Source organism: Jiangella asiatica (assembly GCF_004349065.1).
Lineage (GTDB): Bacteria > Actinomycetota > Actinomycetes > Jiangellales > Jiangellaceae > Jiangella > Jiangella asiatica.
The window spans coordinates 21,122-35,887 of the sequence record NZ_SMKZ01000049.1 but is presented as its reverse complement, the minus strand read 5'-3'; the positions used below and the strand labels follow the sequence as shown (position 1 = coordinate 35,887).

18 protein-coding genes are annotated in these 14,766 nt (G+C 72.3%); 8 read left to right on the top strand and 10 right to left on the bottom strand.

Features of this window, described 5'->3' with window-relative positions; genetic code table 11:
• Positions 1–17: 17 nt before the first annotated feature.
• The 3 genes from nhaA to E1269_RS25355 all read left to right on the top strand — a co-directional run bounded on the left by nhaA (position 18) and on the right by E1269_RS25355 (position 2,772).
• The gene (gene nhaA, locus E1269_RS25365) at positions 18–1,319 is read left to right on the top strand and encodes a Na+/H+ antiporter NhaA (protein ID WP_131899817.1); all 1,302 of its coding nucleotides are present in this window, start codon (positions 18–20) and stop codon (positions 1,317–1,319) included.
• A 122-nt stretch (positions 1,320–1,441) separates the two neighbouring features.
• Positions 1,442–1,858 (top strand): phage holin family protein, encoded by a 417-nt coding sequence (locus E1269_RS25360; protein ID WP_162606624.1) that lies wholly within the window; start codon positions 1,442–1,444, stop codon positions 1,856–1,858.
• On the top strand, positions 1,855–2,772 hold the full coding sequence (locus tag E1269_RS25355; RefSeq protein ID WP_203434059.1) for an alpha/beta fold hydrolase: 918 nt from the start codon (positions 1,855–1,857) through the stop codon (positions 2,770–2,772). The genes E1269_RS25360 and E1269_RS25355 overlap by 4 nt, the downstream gene beginning before the upstream one ends.
• An 11-nt stretch (positions 2,773–2,783) precedes the next feature.
• Here E1269_RS25355 and E1269_RS25350 read toward each other — a convergent pair whose 3' ends face one another.
• The 3 genes from E1269_RS25350 to nth are packed head-to-tail and all read right to left on the bottom strand — an operon-like array spanning position 2,784 to position 5,370.
• Positions 2,784–3,974, bottom strand: coding sequence for a MarP family serine protease (locus E1269_RS25350; protein ID WP_131899813.1), 1,191 nt, complete (start codon positions 3,972–3,974; stop codon positions 2,784–2,786).
• Positions 3,974–4,669, bottom strand: a complete 696-nt coding sequence (locus E1269_RS25345; protein ID WP_131899811.1) for an NUDIX hydrolase — start codon at positions 4,667–4,669, stop codon at positions 3,974–3,976. Before E1269_RS25345 ends, E1269_RS25350 begins: the two co-directional genes overlap by 1 nt.
• Positions 4,666–5,370 carry an endonuclease III gene (gene nth, locus E1269_RS25340; RefSeq protein ID WP_239001022.1) on the bottom strand — a complete coding sequence of 235 codons (705 nt, stop codon included), beginning with the start codon at positions 5,368–5,370 and terminating at the stop codon, positions 4,666–4,668. The genes E1269_RS25345 and nth overlap by 4 nt, the downstream gene beginning before the upstream one ends.
• Positions 5,371–5,592: 222 nt before the next feature.
• Here nth and E1269_RS25335 point away from each other — a divergent pair, with 222 nt between their 5' ends.
• Positions 5,593–6,270, top strand: a complete 678-nt coding sequence (locus E1269_RS25335; RefSeq protein ID WP_131899807.1) for a Crp/Fnr family transcriptional regulator — start codon at positions 5,593–5,595, stop codon at positions 6,268–6,270.
• Between the two features lie 166 nt (positions 6,271–6,436).
• Here the strand turns inward: E1269_RS25335 and E1269_RS25330 are convergent, their stop codons facing one another.
• From E1269_RS25330 to E1269_RS25310, 5 genes are all read right to left on the bottom strand, one after another.
• Entirely contained in the window at positions 6,437–7,210 is a 774-nt protein-coding gene (locus E1269_RS25330) for an MBL fold metallo-hydrolase (RefSeq protein WP_203434058.1), read from the bottom strand.
• The gene (locus tag E1269_RS25325; protein ID WP_203434057.1) at positions 7,207–7,890 is read right to left on the bottom strand and encodes an NUDIX hydrolase; all 684 of its coding nucleotides are present in this window, start codon (positions 7,888–7,890) and stop codon (positions 7,207–7,209) included. Before E1269_RS25325 ends, E1269_RS25330 begins: the two co-directional genes overlap by 4 nt.
• Positions 7,891–7,898: 8 nt before the next feature.
• Positions 7,899–8,357, bottom strand: a complete 459-nt coding sequence (locus tag E1269_RS25320) for a RidA family protein (protein ID WP_131899805.1) — start codon at positions 8,355–8,357, stop codon at positions 7,899–7,901.
• A complete protein-coding gene (locus E1269_RS25315; protein WP_074946573.1) occupies positions 8,354–8,512 on the bottom strand; it encodes a Sp36 family protein in 159 nt (52 codons plus the stop codon). Before E1269_RS25315 ends, E1269_RS25320 begins: the two co-directional genes overlap by 4 nt.
• Positions 8,513–8,692: 180 nt before the next feature.
• Positions 8,693–9,205, bottom strand: coding sequence for an Lrp/AsnC family transcriptional regulator (locus E1269_RS25310; RefSeq protein WP_131899803.1), 513 nt, complete (start codon positions 9,203–9,205; stop codon positions 8,693–8,695).
• A 108-nt stretch (positions 9,206–9,313) separates the two neighbouring features.
• On the opposite strand from E1269_RS25310, the gene pdhA reads away from it, so the two are divergent.
• Genes pdhA through E1269_RS25295 form a run of 3 tightly spaced genes read left to right on the top strand, consistent with a single transcriptional unit; the run spans position 9,314 to position 12,740 of the window.
• A complete protein-coding gene (gene pdhA, locus E1269_RS25305) occupies positions 9,314–10,465 on the top strand; it encodes a pyruvate dehydrogenase (acetyl-transferring) E1 component subunit alpha (protein ID WP_131899801.1) in 1,152 nt (383 codons plus the stop codon).
• Complete coding sequence (locus tag E1269_RS25300) at positions 10,462–11,472, top strand: alpha-ketoacid dehydrogenase subunit beta (RefSeq protein WP_131899799.1); 1,011 nt, start codon at positions 10,462–10,464, stop codon at positions 11,470–11,472. The genes pdhA and E1269_RS25300 overlap by 4 nt, the downstream gene beginning before the upstream one ends.
• Positions 11,469–12,740, top strand: coding sequence for a dihydrolipoamide acetyltransferase family protein (locus tag E1269_RS25295; RefSeq protein ID WP_131899797.1), 1,272 nt, complete (start codon positions 11,469–11,471; stop codon positions 12,738–12,740). Before E1269_RS25300 ends, E1269_RS25295 begins: the two co-directional genes overlap by 4 nt.
• Here E1269_RS25295 and E1269_RS25290 read toward each other — a convergent pair.
• Entirely contained in the window at positions 12,726–13,232 is a 507-nt protein-coding gene (locus E1269_RS25290) for a GbsR/MarR family transcriptional regulator (protein WP_131899795.1), read from the bottom strand. The genes E1269_RS25295 and E1269_RS25290 overlap by 15 nt on opposite strands.
• Before the next feature lie 185 nt (positions 13,233–13,417).
• Between E1269_RS25290 and E1269_RS25285 the strand changes: the two genes are divergently transcribed.
• Positions 13,418–14,251 (top strand): DMT family transporter, encoded by an 834-nt coding sequence (locus tag E1269_RS25285; protein WP_162606623.1) that lies wholly within the window; start codon positions 13,418–13,420, stop codon positions 14,249–14,251.
• Here the strand turns inward: E1269_RS25285 and E1269_RS25280 are convergent.
• Complete coding sequence (locus E1269_RS25280; RefSeq protein ID WP_203434056.1) at positions 14,208–14,750, bottom strand: GbsR/MarR family transcriptional regulator; 543 nt, start codon at positions 14,748–14,750, stop codon at positions 14,208–14,210. The genes E1269_RS25285 and E1269_RS25280 overlap by 44 nt on opposite strands.
• Positions 14,751–14,766: the final 16 nt, after the last annotated feature.

Here is a 14,766-nt window from a genome sequence, read left to right as displayed (position 1 = left end):
CGGAAGGTGATGCCCCCATGCCCCGCCGCCTGTTCAGCCGCTCGACGTGGCCGGATGCGCAGTTCGTCGCCTCCGTCCTACGCAGCGAGACGACCGGCGGCTTCCTGATGCTCGTGGCCGCGGGCGCGGCGCTCCTCTGGGCCAACCTCGCCGCGGACTCCTACGCCGACGTCAGCAGCATCACGGTCGGGCCGGCGTCCCTTCACCTCGACCTCGACCTGGCCACCTGGGCGGCCGACGGGCTGCTGGCGATCTTCTTCTTGGTCGCCGGGCTGGAGCTCAAGCGCGAGCTGGTCGTGGGCAGCCTGCGCAGACCGGCCGAGGCAATCCTGCCGATCGTGGCCGCCGCCTGCGGCATGATCGGGCCGATCCTGGTGTACACGCTGGTCAACGGCATCGGCGACGGGGCCATGACCGGTTGGGCGGTTCCCACCGCCACCGACATCGCGTTCGCGCTGGCGGTACTCGCGGTCATCGGGTCGCGGCTGCCGTCGGCCCTGCGGGCGTTCCTGCTGACGCTCGCCGTCGTCGACGACCTGCTCGCCATCATCCTCATCGCCGTCTTCTTCACCGACGACCTCGAGCTGTGGCCGCTGCTCGGCGCGACTGCCATCCTGGCCGTGTACTTCCTGCTGCAGCGACGCGGCGTGCGCGCGTGGTGGCTCTACGTCCCGATGGGCGTCGTCTCCTGGGTGCTCATGCACGAGAGCGGCGTGCACGCCACGGTCGTCGGTGTCGCCTTCGGCCTGCTGACCCGGGCCCGGCACCGCGACGGCGAGACGATGTCGCCGGCCGAGCGCGTCGAGCATCTCGTGCGGCCGTACTCGGCGGCGTTCTGCGTGCCGGTGTTCGCCTTGTTCGCGGCCGGCGTCGCGGTCTCCGCCGAGTCGTTGCGCGAGGTGTTCACCGAGGCGGTGCCGCTGGGCGTGGTGCTCGGCCTGGTGGTCGGGAAGGCGATCGGCATCTTCGGCGGCACCTACCTGACCGCGCGCTTCTCGCGCGCCGAGCTCAGCCCCGACCTCAGCTGGAGCGACGTCTTCGGGCTCGCGTCCATCGCCGGCATCGGCTTCACCGTGTCGCTGCTGATCGGCGAGCTCGCCTTCCAGGACGACCAGCACACCGGCGAACTGGTCAAGACCGCCGTCCTCGTCGGCTCGATCATCGCCGCGTTGGTGGCGACCATGGTCCTGGGGCGGCGCAACGCCGTCTACCGCCGGATGGCGGAGGAGGAGGCCCGCGATGAGGACCGCGACGGCATCCCGGACGTCTACCAGACCGCCGACACCGCCAACGACCACGACGACAGCGCCACGCCCTAGCCGCGCGGCAAGCGCGTCGGCCGGTCTTCCGCTCCGACTGGCCACGACTGCTCTAGAGTCGAGCACGTGGCAACGGCCTGCGTCGGGGCCCGATCGACACTATGACGACGAGGGGGTGCCGGATGGTCACTCAGACCACCAGCGACGGCGCCGCGAGCTCGGCCTCCATCGGGCAGCTGGTGGCCTCGATCAAGGACGACCTGACCACGCTGGTCCGCGACGAGATCGAACTGGCCAAGGCCGAGATGAAGGAGGACGCCCGCGAGGCCGCACTGGGTGGCGGGCTCCTCGCCTTCGCCGCGTTCCTGGGCGTCGTGGCGTTCATCCTCGGATCGTTCGCGCTGGTGTACGGCGTGCACGCGCTGGGGTTGGCGCTCGGCTGGTCGTTCCTCGTCGTCGCCGGCGCCTACGTGCTCACCGCGCTGGTGCTCGCGTTGCTCGCGAAGGGCCGGTTCGGCCGCATGTCCAGGGCGTCGCGGACCAAGACCACGGCCCGCGACGCCGCCAGAGCTCTCACGGGGTCCACTGACCGGACGTGATCACCAACGAGCACCGCCAGACGGTCGACATCCCCGGGCCCTGGAAGCACCGGTCCATCGCTGCCAACGGCGCACAGTTCCACGTCGCGGAGATTGGCCACGGCCCGCTGATCCTGCTGCTGCACGGCTTCCCGGAGTTCTGGTGGGCTTGGCGGCACCAGCTGCCCGCCCTGGCCGCGGCCGGCTGGCGCGCCGTCGCGATGGACCTGCGCGGCTACGGCGGCAGCGACAAGACGCCACGCGGGTACGACCCGTTCACGTTCGCCGCCGACATCACCGGCGTCATCCGCTCCCTCGGCGAACGCCGCGCGGTGCTCGTCGCGCACGGCTGGGGCGCGTACGGGGCGTGGACGGCAGCGGCCATGCGCCCGGCCCACGTGGACGCTCTGGCCATCCTCTCGATGCCGCATCCGCTGGTGCTGCGGCGCCACCTGCTGCGCGGCGGGTTCCGGCGCAGCGGATCGCTGGCCGGCGTGCAGGCGCCCATGGTGCCGGAGCGGCGGTTGATCGCCGACGACGGAGCACACGTCGAGCGCCTGCTGCGGCGCTGGTCGGCACCGGGCGCGTCGTTCCCGGAGCCCGAGGCCGCGCTCCGCTACCGCGCCGCCATGCAGCTGTGGCCGGCGCCGCACTGCGCGCTGGAGTACCAGCGCTGGATGTTCCGCGCGCTGTTCCGCGGCGACGGCCGCCGTTTCGCCAAGCGGGTGCAGGACCCCCTCAACCTGCCCGTCCTGCAGGTACACGGCGCACAGGACACCAACGTCTCCATCGAGCTGGCGGCGGCGTCACGGGAGATGATCTCCGGCGAGTACCACTGGCTACCACTGGACTCGGTGGGTCACTTCCCACACGAGGAGGCGCCGGGTGTGGTGACCGAGGCGCTGCTGGACTGGCTGCTCAAGCTGCCGGCCTGACGGCGACGGCGTCAGGTGCAGGCGCCGGTGGGAACCGGCTCGCCCAGCTCGGCGGACTCGGCGGCGAGGTCGGTGAACTCACTGGGCGCCAGCGCGTAGCCGGTGTCGGGGTCGGTCAGCGAGGCCGCGAACACCACCCCCACGACGGCGCCGTCGGGTGAGATCAGCGGACCGCCGGAGTTGCCGGGGCGGATGCTGCCGCGCAGCGACACGACTTCGCGGGTGATGGTGTCCTCGTCGTAGATGTCGTGGCCGATGAGTTGGTGGACGTCGCGGACCCGGACCTCTTCGCTGCGCAGCGGGCCGTTGTTCGGGTAGCCGATGACGGCGGCTTCGTCGCCACTGGCCGGCTCCTGCCCGGTGAGCGGCAGCGCGGACTGTGCCAGCCCCGGCACTGCGAGGATGGCGAGATCGGTGTCGGGGTCGAACGCGACCACCTGGGCGGCCAGCGGGTCGCCGTCCGGGAATGTGACCACCGGCTCGGCGACGCCAGCCACGACGTGCGCGTTGGTCATGACCCGCTCCGCGGCCACCACGAAGCCGCTGCCGGTGATGACGCGGTCGCAGGCGTCGGCGCGCCCGGTGATCTGGATGACGCTCTGCGCCGCGGTGCGCACCTCGGGGTCGCGACGGAGCAGGCTGCCCGGCGGCTCGACCTGGACGATGGGCTCGGCCTCCCACGGGACGACCACCTGCGGGAAGCCGCCGGCCGCGACGACGTCCTCGAACGCGTCGCGCAGGCTGTCCGGCGACATCGGGACCGCTTGGTCGACCAGCTGCAGGAGGCGCGACTCGCGGACGCCGGGCGAGGCGTAGGGCACCGCCGCGGTGGAGATGGCCAGCCCGCACGCCCACGCCGCCAGCAGCAGCCCCGCCACGCCGAGCACCGCACCGGCCCCGGCGTCGAACTTGCGCGCGGGCTGCGAGGACACCTTGGATCGGACCCATCCGCCGGCCCACGCCAGCACACCCTGCCCGATCGAGGCGACTCCCAGCACCAGCAGCACGGCCAGGACCGACACGCCGAGTCCGGGATCGAAGCCACCGAGCACGATCGGCACGAGGAGCAGCCCGGCCACAGCGCCACCGACGAACCCGACGAACGACAGCAGGCCGACGACGAAGCCGTGCGTCCACCCGGTGTAGCCGACCACCACCGCCAGGACGAGGATCAACAAGTCGACGCCGTTCAGGCCCAGCATCAGAGCGCACCTCGACCTTCGGGTTCGGGACCGGGCCCGGTTGGCAGCGGCATGACGAGAGTACGATCCCACGGTTCGTCGATTCCGGCAGCTTCGAACAAATGGGACAGCACGTACGCGGTGAACCCCCACACCAGCAGTCCGTGCGTGCGGAACGCCGGCCCGACGGACCCGGACGGATGCCGGATTGAGATGCGGTTGGCCGGGTCGAGCAGGTCGCGCACCGGCACGCGATGCACCGAGGCGACCTCGGCGGCGTCGACGACCCGCACCTCGCACGGCTCGCGCCACCACGCCAGCACCGGCGTCACCGCGTAGTTGGTGACCGAGATCCACAGCGGCGGCAGCGTGGCGATGACGTCGACGCCGGCAGGGTTCAGGCCCGTCTCCTCGACGCCCTCGCGCAGCGCGGTGCCGGCCGGTCCGCCGTCGCCGGGGTCGCTGACGCCGCCGGGGAAAGCCGCCTGGCCGGCGTGGCGGCGCAGCCCTGGTGCCCGCTCGGTGAGCAGGACGTCGGGCTCACCGTCGGACTCGCCGAACAGGACGAGCACGGCGGAGGCCCGCGCGGACCCGTCCGCTGGCGGCAGCCACCGCTCGGGGTGGTCGGCGCGCAGCCGCCCGGCCGCGTCGGCGATGGTACGCAGCCAGGACGGCGGGCCGAGACTCGGCGCGACGTCCGGCTCCCGGGCTGTCATGCACGCGGCCCGTTCCGGACCAGCTTGGCCGCGGCTTCGGGATCGGTGGGGCCCTCGCCGTACGACGGGCAGAGCCGGGCCAGCGGGCAGGCGCCGCAAGCGGGACGGCGGGCGTGGCAGCGCCGCCGGCCGTGCCAGATGATCCGATGCGACAGCATGGTCCATTCGCGCTTTGGGAACAGCTCGCCGACCTGCGCCTCGACCTTGTCCGCGTCGGTCTCGGTGGTCCAGCCGAACCGCCGCACCAGCCGGCCGAAGTGGGTGTCGACGGTGATGCCCGGCACGCCGAACGCGTTGCCGAGCACGACGTTCGCGGTCTTGCGGCCGACGCCGGGCAGCGTGACGAGGTCCTTCAACCGGCCGGGCACCTCGCCGCCGAACCGGTCGACCAGCGCCTGGGACAGCCCGAGGATGGACTGCGTCTTGGCGCGGAAGAATCCCGTCGGCTGGATGAGCTTCTCAACGTCCTCGCGCTCGGCCGCGGCCAGCGCGACGGCGTCGGGATAGCGAGAGAACAAAGCCGGCGTGACGCCGTTGACCCGCACGTCCGTCGTCTGCGCCGACAGCACCGTGGCGATCAGCAGCTCGAACGGGTTGGTGAAGTCGAGCTCGCAATGCGCGTCGGGATACGTCTCGGCGAGCTCACGGTTGATGCGACGGGCACGGCGCACGAGCGCGAGCCTGGACTCGGTTTCCACCATCGACACCACCTCACTGTACGTTCGACCACCGACAGCCGCGGACCGGGTGATCGACGGCGCTGCGGCGAAATTACTCGGGATGACTCTGTGCGGGGGCGAATAGTCCGCCATGATGGGCCGCAGGCACAATAGGTTGCGGCCGACGTGATGCGAAACACCTGTCACGACCGATCAACGGCCGTGACCCGGCACTCGAGGCGGACCGGCAAGGAGGACCTGGTAGTGGTTGACGACGTGCTTCGGAGCGCGCTGCTGTTCCGCGAGCTGGACGACGAGGCCGCCGGCGCGTTGCGCGCGTCGATGACCGAGGTCCACCTCAGCCGGGGCGAGACGCTCTTCCGCGAGGGCGACGAGGGAGATCGCGTCTACGTCGTCACCGAAGGCAAGGTCAAGCTCGGGCGCACCGCACCGGACGGTCGCGAGAACCTGCTCGCGCTGCTCGGCCCGGGTCAGATGTTCGGCGAGCTGTCGCTGTTCGACCCAGGCCCCAGGTCGGCCACCGCGACCGCCGTCACCGACACCACCCTGTGGAGCCTCAGCCACGCCGACCTCACGCCGTGGCTGAGCGGGCGCCCGGAGGTGGCCCGCGGGCTGCTGCTGCAGCTGGCCTCGCGGCTGCGGCGGTCCAACGACATCCAGACCGACCTCGTCTTCTCCGACGTGCCCGGCCGTGTGGCCAAGCAGCTGCTCGACCTGTCCACGCGCTTCGGCGTGCCGTCCGAGGAGGGCATGCGGGTCGTCCACGATCTCACGCAGGAGGAGCTGGCGCAGCTGGTCGGCGCATCCCGCGAGACGGTCAACAAGGCGCTTGCAGACTTCGTCTCCCGTGGCTGGCTGCGGCTGGAGCAGCGCTCCGTCGTCGTCCTCGACGTCGACCGACTGCGCCGCCGCGCCCGCTGAGACCGTCGCGCGCCTGCGACCCGACACGCCCGGCCCCGTCCCCACGCCAGCCCTGCCCGTCCCGTCCCAGCGCCCGCGTTGATCGTGGCGTAACCACGGACTCAATCGGACATTCCGGACCGCAATTCCGCGATGACTCCACGATCAACGCGCGGGGGCGCGGGCGTCAGCGGTCGGTGCTGGAGAGGTAAGTTAGGGCGGCTTCCACCGTGCGCTCAGCGGCCGGCCAGAGCGAGCGGTCGACGTCGGCGTAGACGATCTCGACGATGTCGCGGGCCGTGCGTGCCCCGGCGTCCAGGGCTGCCCGCACCTCGTCGAGCCGGGCCCTACGGTGCGCGAGGTACTCCGTCACGACGGCGCGCGCGTCGGGCCGGACCGGGCCGTGTCCGGGCAGCAGCCGCCAGCGCTCCGCGGCGGTGCGGCGCAACACCTCCAGCGACTCCAGGTAGGCGCCGAGGTTGCCGTCGGGGTGCATCACCACCGTGGTGCCCCGGCCGAGGACGGTGTCGCCGGTCAGCAGGACCGTCGTGTGGCCGTCGGAGGCGACCAACGACACCGAGTCGGCGGTGTGTCCCGGCGTGTCGAGCACGGTGATGTCGAGGCCCTGGACGTCCAGTGTCGATCCCGCCGCCGGCAGCGGGCCGTCGCCGCCGCTGCGCGACACGTCGCGGGCCAGCACCGGGGCGCCGGTGAGCGAACGGAACCTCTCGACCCCACCGCAGTGGTCGGCGTGGTGGTGCGTCACCACGGCCAGCGCGACGGGCCCGGCAGCGGCGACGGCGGCCAGGTGCGGCTCGAGGTCGGGCCCGGGATCGACGACGACGGCACCCGCGCCGGTCGCGAGCAGCCAGGTGTTGGTGCCGTCCAGGGTCATCGGGCCGGGGTTGTCGGCGCGGACCAACCGGCACCATTCCGGCAGCGGTACCGCGTCGATGCTCACGACGCACCGCCGCGATCGTCGCCGGGGTAGTCGGCGTCGTCGGGCATCAGGCCCCAGACCCGCTCGCCGTCGTCGAGCCAGCCGGGCGTGACGGTTTCGACGACCCGGTCCGCGCCGGCGGCCAGCGCCTCGCCCACCGTGGCGAACCCGCCCATGGACGCCAGCACCACCACCGTCGGCGGCAGCATGATCACCTCGCCGCGGTCGGCCCGGGCCAGCGCGTCGGCCGGCCGCGTCCAGCCGACCTCGTCCGCCTCGCCGGACACGTCGGCGGGCTCCTGCCCGGGCGGCAGGGCGGCCAGGTAGAACCACGTGTCGTACCGGCGCTCCTCGAAGCGCGGCGTGATCCAGTGCGCCCACGGCACCAGGTCACCGGGCTGGAGGAGCACCCCGGTCTCCTCGTACGTCTCGCGCAGCGCCGCCCGCACGAAGCCGTCACCGCCGTCGGCCAGGTCGACGGGGTCGACCCGGCCACCGGGGAAGGCCATCATGCCGGCCGCGAACGGCATGGACGTGTGCCGGCGATGCACGTACACCTCGAGCCCGCCGGGAGCGTCGCGCACCAGCGCGACCGTTGCCGCCCTGCGCGCTCGCGCCACCGGCAGGCCACCGGCGACGAACGCCCGGGCCCGCTCGGCCACCGCGGCCGGCAGCTCGCGCCGGTTCTGCCCAGCGGCCACGGCCGCTCTCAGCCGACCTCGACGATCAGCTCGACCTCGACGGGAGCGCCCAGCGGCAGGACGCTGACGCCGACCGCACTGCGGGCGTGCTGGCCGAGGTCGCCGAACACCTCGCCGAGCAGATCGCTGGCGCCGTTGACCACCTGCGGCTGCCCGGTGAAGCCCGGCGCGGACGCGACGAAGCCGAGCACCTTGACCACCCGGGTGACGGCGGAGAGGTCGCCCACCTCGGCTCGGACCGCGGCCAGCGCGTTGAGCGCGCACTGGCGGGCGGCGTCGTACGCCTGCTCCGGAGTGACCTCCGCGCCGACGGTGCCGGTGGAGAGCAGCGTGCCCTCGCGAAGCGGCAGCTGGCCGGAGGTGAAGACGTAGGAGCCGGAACGCACGGCCGGGATGTACGCCGCGACCGGCTTGGCCACGTCCGGCAGCGCCAGCCCGAGCGAGGTCAGTCGATCCTCCGGCGTCACTCGGCCTTCTCCCGCTTGAAGTAGGCCACCACGTTCTCGGGGTTCATGCCGGGGACGATCTGGACCAGCTCCCAGCCGTCCTCGCCCCAGTTGTCCAGGATCTGCTTCGTCGCGTGCACCAGGACCGGCGCCGTCGCGTACTCCCATTTCGCCATGGGCGCGAGCCTACTGGCCGCCGAACCTCGGGCACATCCGGCACCGGCGCTCTGCCCGCTTCACCATTCCCGCACGTGCATCACGAGGACATTGCGTCCATCACCAGGCTCACAAGCATGGTGCGACACGAGACTTCGTGCTGAACGTGATCATTTCGAGGTCGGGCGCGGCCGCCATCATTACGCCCAGCGCGAACCCTGACCGGGGTGCTCGTCGAACACCAGCCAGGTGCGGGTGCTGAGCACGCCGGGCACGTCCTGGATGTGCTCGAGCACGACGTGCCGCAGCTCACTGTTGTTGGGCGCGCGCACCAGCGCCAGCACGTCGAAGTCGCCGCCGACCAGGGCGAAGTGCTCGACATAGGGCAGCGACCCGAGCGCCGCGGACACCTCGCGCCAGGTGTTCTGCTGGATCGACAGCAGCACGTACGCGCTGGTGGCCAGGCCGGCACGCTCCGGGTTGACCTGGGCGGCGAACCCGGTGATGACGCCGTCGGCGAGCAGCCGGTCGACCCGCGCGTAGGCGTTCGCGCGTGACACGTGGACCCGTTCGGCCAGCGTCCGGATGGACAGCCGGCCGTGCTCGACCAGCTCGGCGAGGATGCGCCGGTCGACGTCGTCGAGCTCGCGAGCAGACGATTTGCCGGTATTCCAGGTGTGACCCGGCTCACGTTGAGACGTTTGGTCGCTCAAGGACACCCCACCTCGCCATGCGTCGCCGATTTTCCCCGATTGTAGAGAAAACCATCTCAGCCCGCGCAGTATCTGGAGGTAGAGCGTCCGCGGCGGATGGAGTGAGTCATGACCACACAGGCCGAGCACCGGATGCCCACGGCCGCGCTGCCCGCCGACGCCTCCGGGTTGCTGCCGGCGGCCGAGCCGATCAGGTTCCTCGACGACGACGGCGGACCCGCGCCGGGCGACGCGCACGGTCGCTACCAACGGCCGGCAACCGAGCTGCTCCGCCAGGCGTACCGCGCCATGGTCGTCGGCCGCCGGTTCGACTCGCAGGCCACGGCCCTCACCAAGCAGGGCCGCCTCGCCGTCTATCCGTCCAGCCGCGGTCAGGAGGCCGGCGAGATCGGTGCCGTCCTCGCGCTGCGCGACACCGACTGGCTGTTCCCCACTTACCGCGACACCATGGCGCTGGTGAGCCGCGGCATCGACCCGGTCGAGGCCCTGACGCTGCTGCGCGGCAGTTGGCACTGCGGCTACGACCCCACCACCACCCGCACCGCGCCGCAGTGCACGCCGCTGGCCACCCACGCGCCCCACGCCGTCGGCCTCGCCTACGCGGCCAGGCGGCGCGGCGAGGACACCGTCGCGCTGGCTCTGGTCGGCGACGGCGGCACCAGCGAGGGCGACTTCCACGAGGCGCTGAACTTCGCCGCGGTCTTCCACGTGCCGGTCGTGTTCCTGGTGCAGAACAACGGCTACGCGATCTCGGTGCCGCTGTCGCGGCAGACCGCCGCGCCGTCGCTGGCGCACAAGGGAGTCGGCTACGGCGTGCGTGGCGAGCGCGTCGACGGCAACGACCCGGTCGCCGTGCTGGCCGTGCTCGGCGACGCCGTCGAGTCCGCCCGCGCCGGCGGTGGACCGGTCCTCGTCGAGGCACACACGTATCGCGTCGAGCCGCACACCAACGCCGACGACGACACCCGCTACCGCGACCACGACGAAGTCGAGATGTGGAAGCGCCGCGACCCGATCGCCCGGCTCGAGGCCCACCTGCGTACCGCCGGCGAGCTCACCGACGACGACGTGAGCGCCGCTCGTGAGGCCGCCGAGGCGTTCGCCGACGACGTACGCACCCGGCTCGGCGAGGAGGCCACGGGCGATCCGGCCGACCTGTTCGCGCACGTGTACGCCGAGCCGACGGCGCAACTGCGCGAGCAGGCCCGCTGGTTGGCCGAGGAACTGGCCCACGAGCACGGCGCCGGGGAGGCCCGATGACGCTCACCATGGGCAAGGCGCTCAACGCGGCGCTGCGCGACGCCTTGCGCGAGGACGACTCCGTCGTCGTGTTCGGCGAGGACGTCGGACCGCTCGGCGGCGTCTTCCGGGTCACCGACGGCCTGACCGCGGAGTTCGGCGAGGAGCGCTGCTTCGACACGCCGCTGGCAGAGAGCGGCATCGTCGGGCTGGCGCTCGGCATGGCCATGAACGGGTTCCGGCCCGTGGTCGAGATGCAGTTCGACGCGTTCGCCTATCCGGCGTTCGAGCAGCTCGCCTCGCACGTGGCGAAGATGCGCAACCGGACCCGCGGCGCCGTCGGCCTGCCGATGGTGATCCGGGTGCCCTACGCCGGTGGCATCGGCGGCGTCGAGCACCACTCCGACTCCTCCGAGGCGTACTACGCGCACACGCCCGGCCTCAAGGTCGTCACGCCGGCGACCGTCGCCGACGCGTACTCGCTGCTGCGTGAGGCGATCGCCGACCCCGACCCCGTCGTGTTCATGGAGGCCAAGAAGCTTTACTGGAGCAAGGACGAAACCGGGCTCCCGGTGCGCACGGCGCCGTTCGGCACCGCCGAGGTGCGCCGCGCGGGCTCCGACGCGACACTGCTGGCATACGGGCCGACGCTGCCGGTTGCACTCCAGGCGGCGGAAGCGGCCGCCGGGGACGGCCGCCAGCTCGAGGTGATCGACTTGCGCACGCTGGTCCCGTTCGACGACGAGACCGTGGCGGCGTCGGTGCGCAGGACCGGCCGCTGCGTGGTGGTCGCCGAGGCATCCGGCTTCGCCAGCGTCTCGGCGGAGATCGCAGCCCGGGTACAGGAGCGGTGCTTCCACTCGCTGTGGGCGCCGGTGCTGCGGGTGACCGGCTGGGACATCCCGTATCCGCCGCCGGTGCTGGAGAAGTACCACCTGCCCGGTGTCGACCGCGTGCTCGACACCGTCGACCGCCTGCAATGGGACGACGCGCCCGACTCGCGCTTCCTCAGCGGAGCGGCGACATGACGGCCGAGACACGTTTCTCCGTCGAGGCCGGCAGGCAACCGGACCGTACCTTCTGCCTACCAGACCTCGGCGAGGGCCTGACCGAGGCCGAGATCGTCACCTGGCGGGTCGCCGAGGGCGACGAGGTCCGCGTCGACGAGGTGGTGGTGGACGTCGAGACGGCCAAGGCGACGGTCGAGGTGCCGTGCCCACACGCCGGCCGGGTGACGAAGCTGCACGCGGCGCCCGGCGAGCTGGTCACCGTCGGCGCACCGCTGGTCACCGTCGCACCGGGAGAGGCGGCCGCGACGACGACGGCGTCCGGGGCGGTCCTGGTGGGTTACGGCACCGGCAACGCGACCATGGAACGCCGCCGCACCCGCCGGGAAACACGCACCGGGGCCGGGAAGGGAACCGGGGCGCCTCGCGTGCTGTCCCCCGTGGTGCGGCGGCTGGCCCGGGACCACGGCGTCGACGTGCGACTGCTGTCCGGCTCCGGGCCGGCCGGCGTGATCCTGCGCCGAGACGTCGAGGCGGCCGCGACGACGACGGCGCCGCCGGCCGCCGCGGTGGTCAGCGCACCGACGGTGGAAGGGTACCGGGAGACGCTGCGGGGGGTGCGTCGCACGGTCGCCGAGCGGTTGGCCCGCAGCCGGCGCGAGATCCCCGACGCCACGACGTGGGTGGACGTCGATGCGACCGCGCTGGTCGAGGCGCGCGAGACGCTGCGGGCGGCCGCGCCGGATCGGCCGGTCGGGCTGCTGGCGCTGATCGGGCGCATCGTCGTGGCCGGCCTGGTGCGGTACCCGGAGCTGAACTCGTCGGTCGAACATGACGGCGACGACCTCGTCGTGGTGCGTCACGACGGTGTCGGCCTCGGCTTCGCGGCGCAGACCGGCCGCGGGCTCGTCGTCCCCGTCGTGCACGGCGCCGACCGGATGAGCACCACCGAGCTGGCGACGGAGCTGGCGAGCCTGACCGCGCTCGCGCGGGACGGGAAGCTGGCACCGGAACAGCTCACCGGCGGCACGTTCACGCTGAACAACTACGGCGTGTTCGGCGTCGACGGGTCCACGCCGATCATCAACCATCCGGAAGCGGCGCTGTTGGGTGTCGGGCGTATCGTCGACAAGCCGTGGGTGGTGGATGGCCAGCTCGCCGTCCGCAAGGTCACCCAGCTGTCGCTGACGTTCGACCACCGGGTCTGCGACGGCGGCGTGGCCGGTGGCTTCCTGCGCTGGGTGGCCGATCGGGTGGAGTCGCCGCTCGGGCTGCTACTCGACCTGTGAACGCTGCGCGCGCAGCTTCTCCAGGTGTGCTTGCCAGCGCTGCATGATCCCGGGAAGCTCCGCGCGCATGAAGTCCATGTACTCCAGGGTCTCGGCCAGCCGGCGGGTGCCCCGGCTGTCGCCGAGCTTGCCGATGCCGTCGGCGAGAACCTCGGAGTAGCGGCGCAGCAGGGGCTCGCGCTGCATGATGATGTGCGACCAGACGTCGTCGTCGTAGATGCGGTAGTGGTCGGCGCGCGAGCCGGGCTCCCGTTCGCGGGCCAGCAGGCCGGCTTGCACCAGTGTGCGCACCGCTCCGGAGATGGCGGCCGGGCTCACCCGCAGTCCTTCGGCGAGCTCCGCCGCGGTGTAGCGGTCGTCGTCGTCGGCGAGCACGAACGCGAAGACCCGCGCCGGCATCCGCGCCAGCCCTGAGTCGGCCAGCACCAGCGCGAACTGCTCGACGAACCGCAGCAGCGCGTCGTCGTATCCGCCGTCCGGTGCCTCAGCCATCTGTGCACGCCCCCTCGTGTGGGACTACCATCATACATTTCACCCAATTCACAATTTCGTGAAAAACCAATATGCTCGGAGTCGTGGGGTAGCTCGCCTTCGGTTGTCGGCCGGACGTTACATTCTCGGTGGGGCTCCGGTGCTGACGCGGGCTCCCCCCGTGTCGGCTACCGAGAGGGATGGCGGTGAGCAGCGTGGGCTTCGCCGTGGCGTTCGCCGTCGGAGCAGCCGTCCTGCACGCCGTCGCCGCCCTCGGCATGGTCGCGCGGCACCGCCTGTGGTCGTCGGTATGCCTCACCGGCGCCGCCTCCTCACTGCATGTGTGTGCCCTGCACTTCGGCCCGCTCACGGTCGTCCAGCCGCTCGGAGTGCTGAGCCTCGCGTTCGCGCTCGTCCTGTCGGCGGTCCTGGTCGAGCGGCGGGTGAGCCGGCGGGAGTGGACCGGCATGGCGCTGAGCATGGCGGGCCTGGCCGGCCTGCTGCTCTTCACGTCGCCCACCCGGCCGCGCAGCGAGCTGACGTCTCCCCAGATCGGCGCCCTCACCAGTGCTGTCGTCCTCCTCGTCGTCACCGCCGTCGTCACCGCCCGCCGGCTGCACCTGCGGCCGGTGCGCCGCAGCCTGCTCTACGCCTTGGCCGCCGGCGTGACCTTCGGCGTGTCCTCAGCCATGACGCAGACCGTCACCATCCGGGTCGCCGACACCGGCTGGACCGGCGTGCTCAACCCGGCCAGCGTCGTCGTGGTGGCCTTCGCCGGCGGCGGGCTGGCGGTGGCCCGCACCGCGTATCGGGGCGGGCTCGGCGCACCCTTGGCCACGGCCACCATCGTCAACCCCGTCACCGCCGCCGCCATCGGCATCGGCCTGCTGGGCGAGCGGTTCGAGGGCGGCCCGGGCTCGGTCGCGGTGGCCGTTGCCGCCGCCGTCGTCGCCGGGACCGGCGTCGTGCTGCTGGCCCGTGGCAGCCGCCGCCCGGTCATTCGCGAGGCTCCGCCCCAGCCGGTGGCGGTGCGCTTTTGACCGCCGGGGACGGCTCGGCATGGCGACTCAGCCAGCGCTCGTGCAGGCTGCGCAGCTCGGCCGCGAAGAACCGGTAGTAGTCCTGAGTCTCTCGGATGCGCCGGGTACCCCGGCGGTCCGTCGGCAGCAGCTTCTGACCCTCGGCGAACACCTGGTCGTAACGGTCGAAGATGGGCAGCCGCCGCTCCACCAGCGTGGCCCAGACGTCGTCGCCCTCGAGGCGGTAGTGGTCAACGCGGTCTCCCGGCTCCCGGTCCCTGACCAGCAGGTGGAGATCCACCAGCAGCCGGACCGCGCCCGAGATGGCCGCCGGGCTGACCCGCAGGCCGCGCGCCAGCTCCACCGCCGTATGGGTCTCGGCGTCCGAGGTGAGCACGTAGGCGAACACCCGCGCCGGCATCCGCGCCAGCCCGGAGTCGGTCAGCAACATGGCCAGCCGTTCCACGAACCGCAGCACCTCGTCCTCGTGCACGGCACTGCGTTCGATGGCCACCGTCATGCTTCACCCCCTCCAC

Bases quoted from the DNA above. Each gene is read 5' to 3' on its own strand.
- nth (WP_239001022.1), bottom strand. From the start codon at position 5,370: ATGGTGGAAACCGAGTCCAGGCTCGCGCTCGTGCGCCGTGCCCGTCGC.
- pdhA (WP_131899801.1), top strand. From the start codon at position 9,314: ATGACCACACAGGCCGAGCACCGGATGCCCACGGCCGCGCTGCCCGCC.
- E1269_RS25345 (WP_131899811.1), bottom strand. From the start codon at position 4,669: ATGACAGCCCGGGAGCCGGACGTCGCGCCGAGTCTCGGCCCGCCGTCC.
- E1269_RS25315 (WP_074946573.1), bottom strand. From the start codon at position 8,512: ATGGCGAAATGGGAGTACGCGACGGCGCCGGTCCTGGTGCACGCGACG.
- E1269_RS25350 (WP_131899813.1), bottom strand. From the start codon at position 3,974: ATGCTGGGCCTGAACGGCGTCGACTTGTTGATCCTCGTCCTGGCGGTG.
- E1269_RS25290 (WP_131899795.1), bottom strand. From the start codon at position 13,232: ATGGCTGAGGCACCGGACGGCGGATACGACGACGCGCTGCTGCGGTTC.
- E1269_RS25360 (WP_162606624.1), top strand. From the start codon at position 1,442: ATGGTCACTCAGACCACCAGCGACGGCGCCGCGAGCTCGGCCTCCATC.
- E1269_RS25295 (WP_131899797.1), top strand. From the start codon at position 11,469: ATGACGGCCGAGACACGTTTCTCCGTCGAGGCCGGCAGGCAACCGGAC.
- nhaA (WP_131899817.1), top strand. From the start codon at position 18: ATGCCCCGCCGCCTGTTCAGCCGCTCGACGTGGCCGGATGCGCAGTTC.
- E1269_RS25300 (WP_131899799.1), top strand. From the start codon at position 10,462: ATGACGCTCACCATGGGCAAGGCGCTCAACGCGGCGCTGCGCGACGCC.
- E1269_RS25280 (WP_203434056.1), bottom strand. From the start codon at position 14,750: ATGACGGTGGCCATCGAACGCAGTGCCGTGCACGAGGACGAGGTGCTG.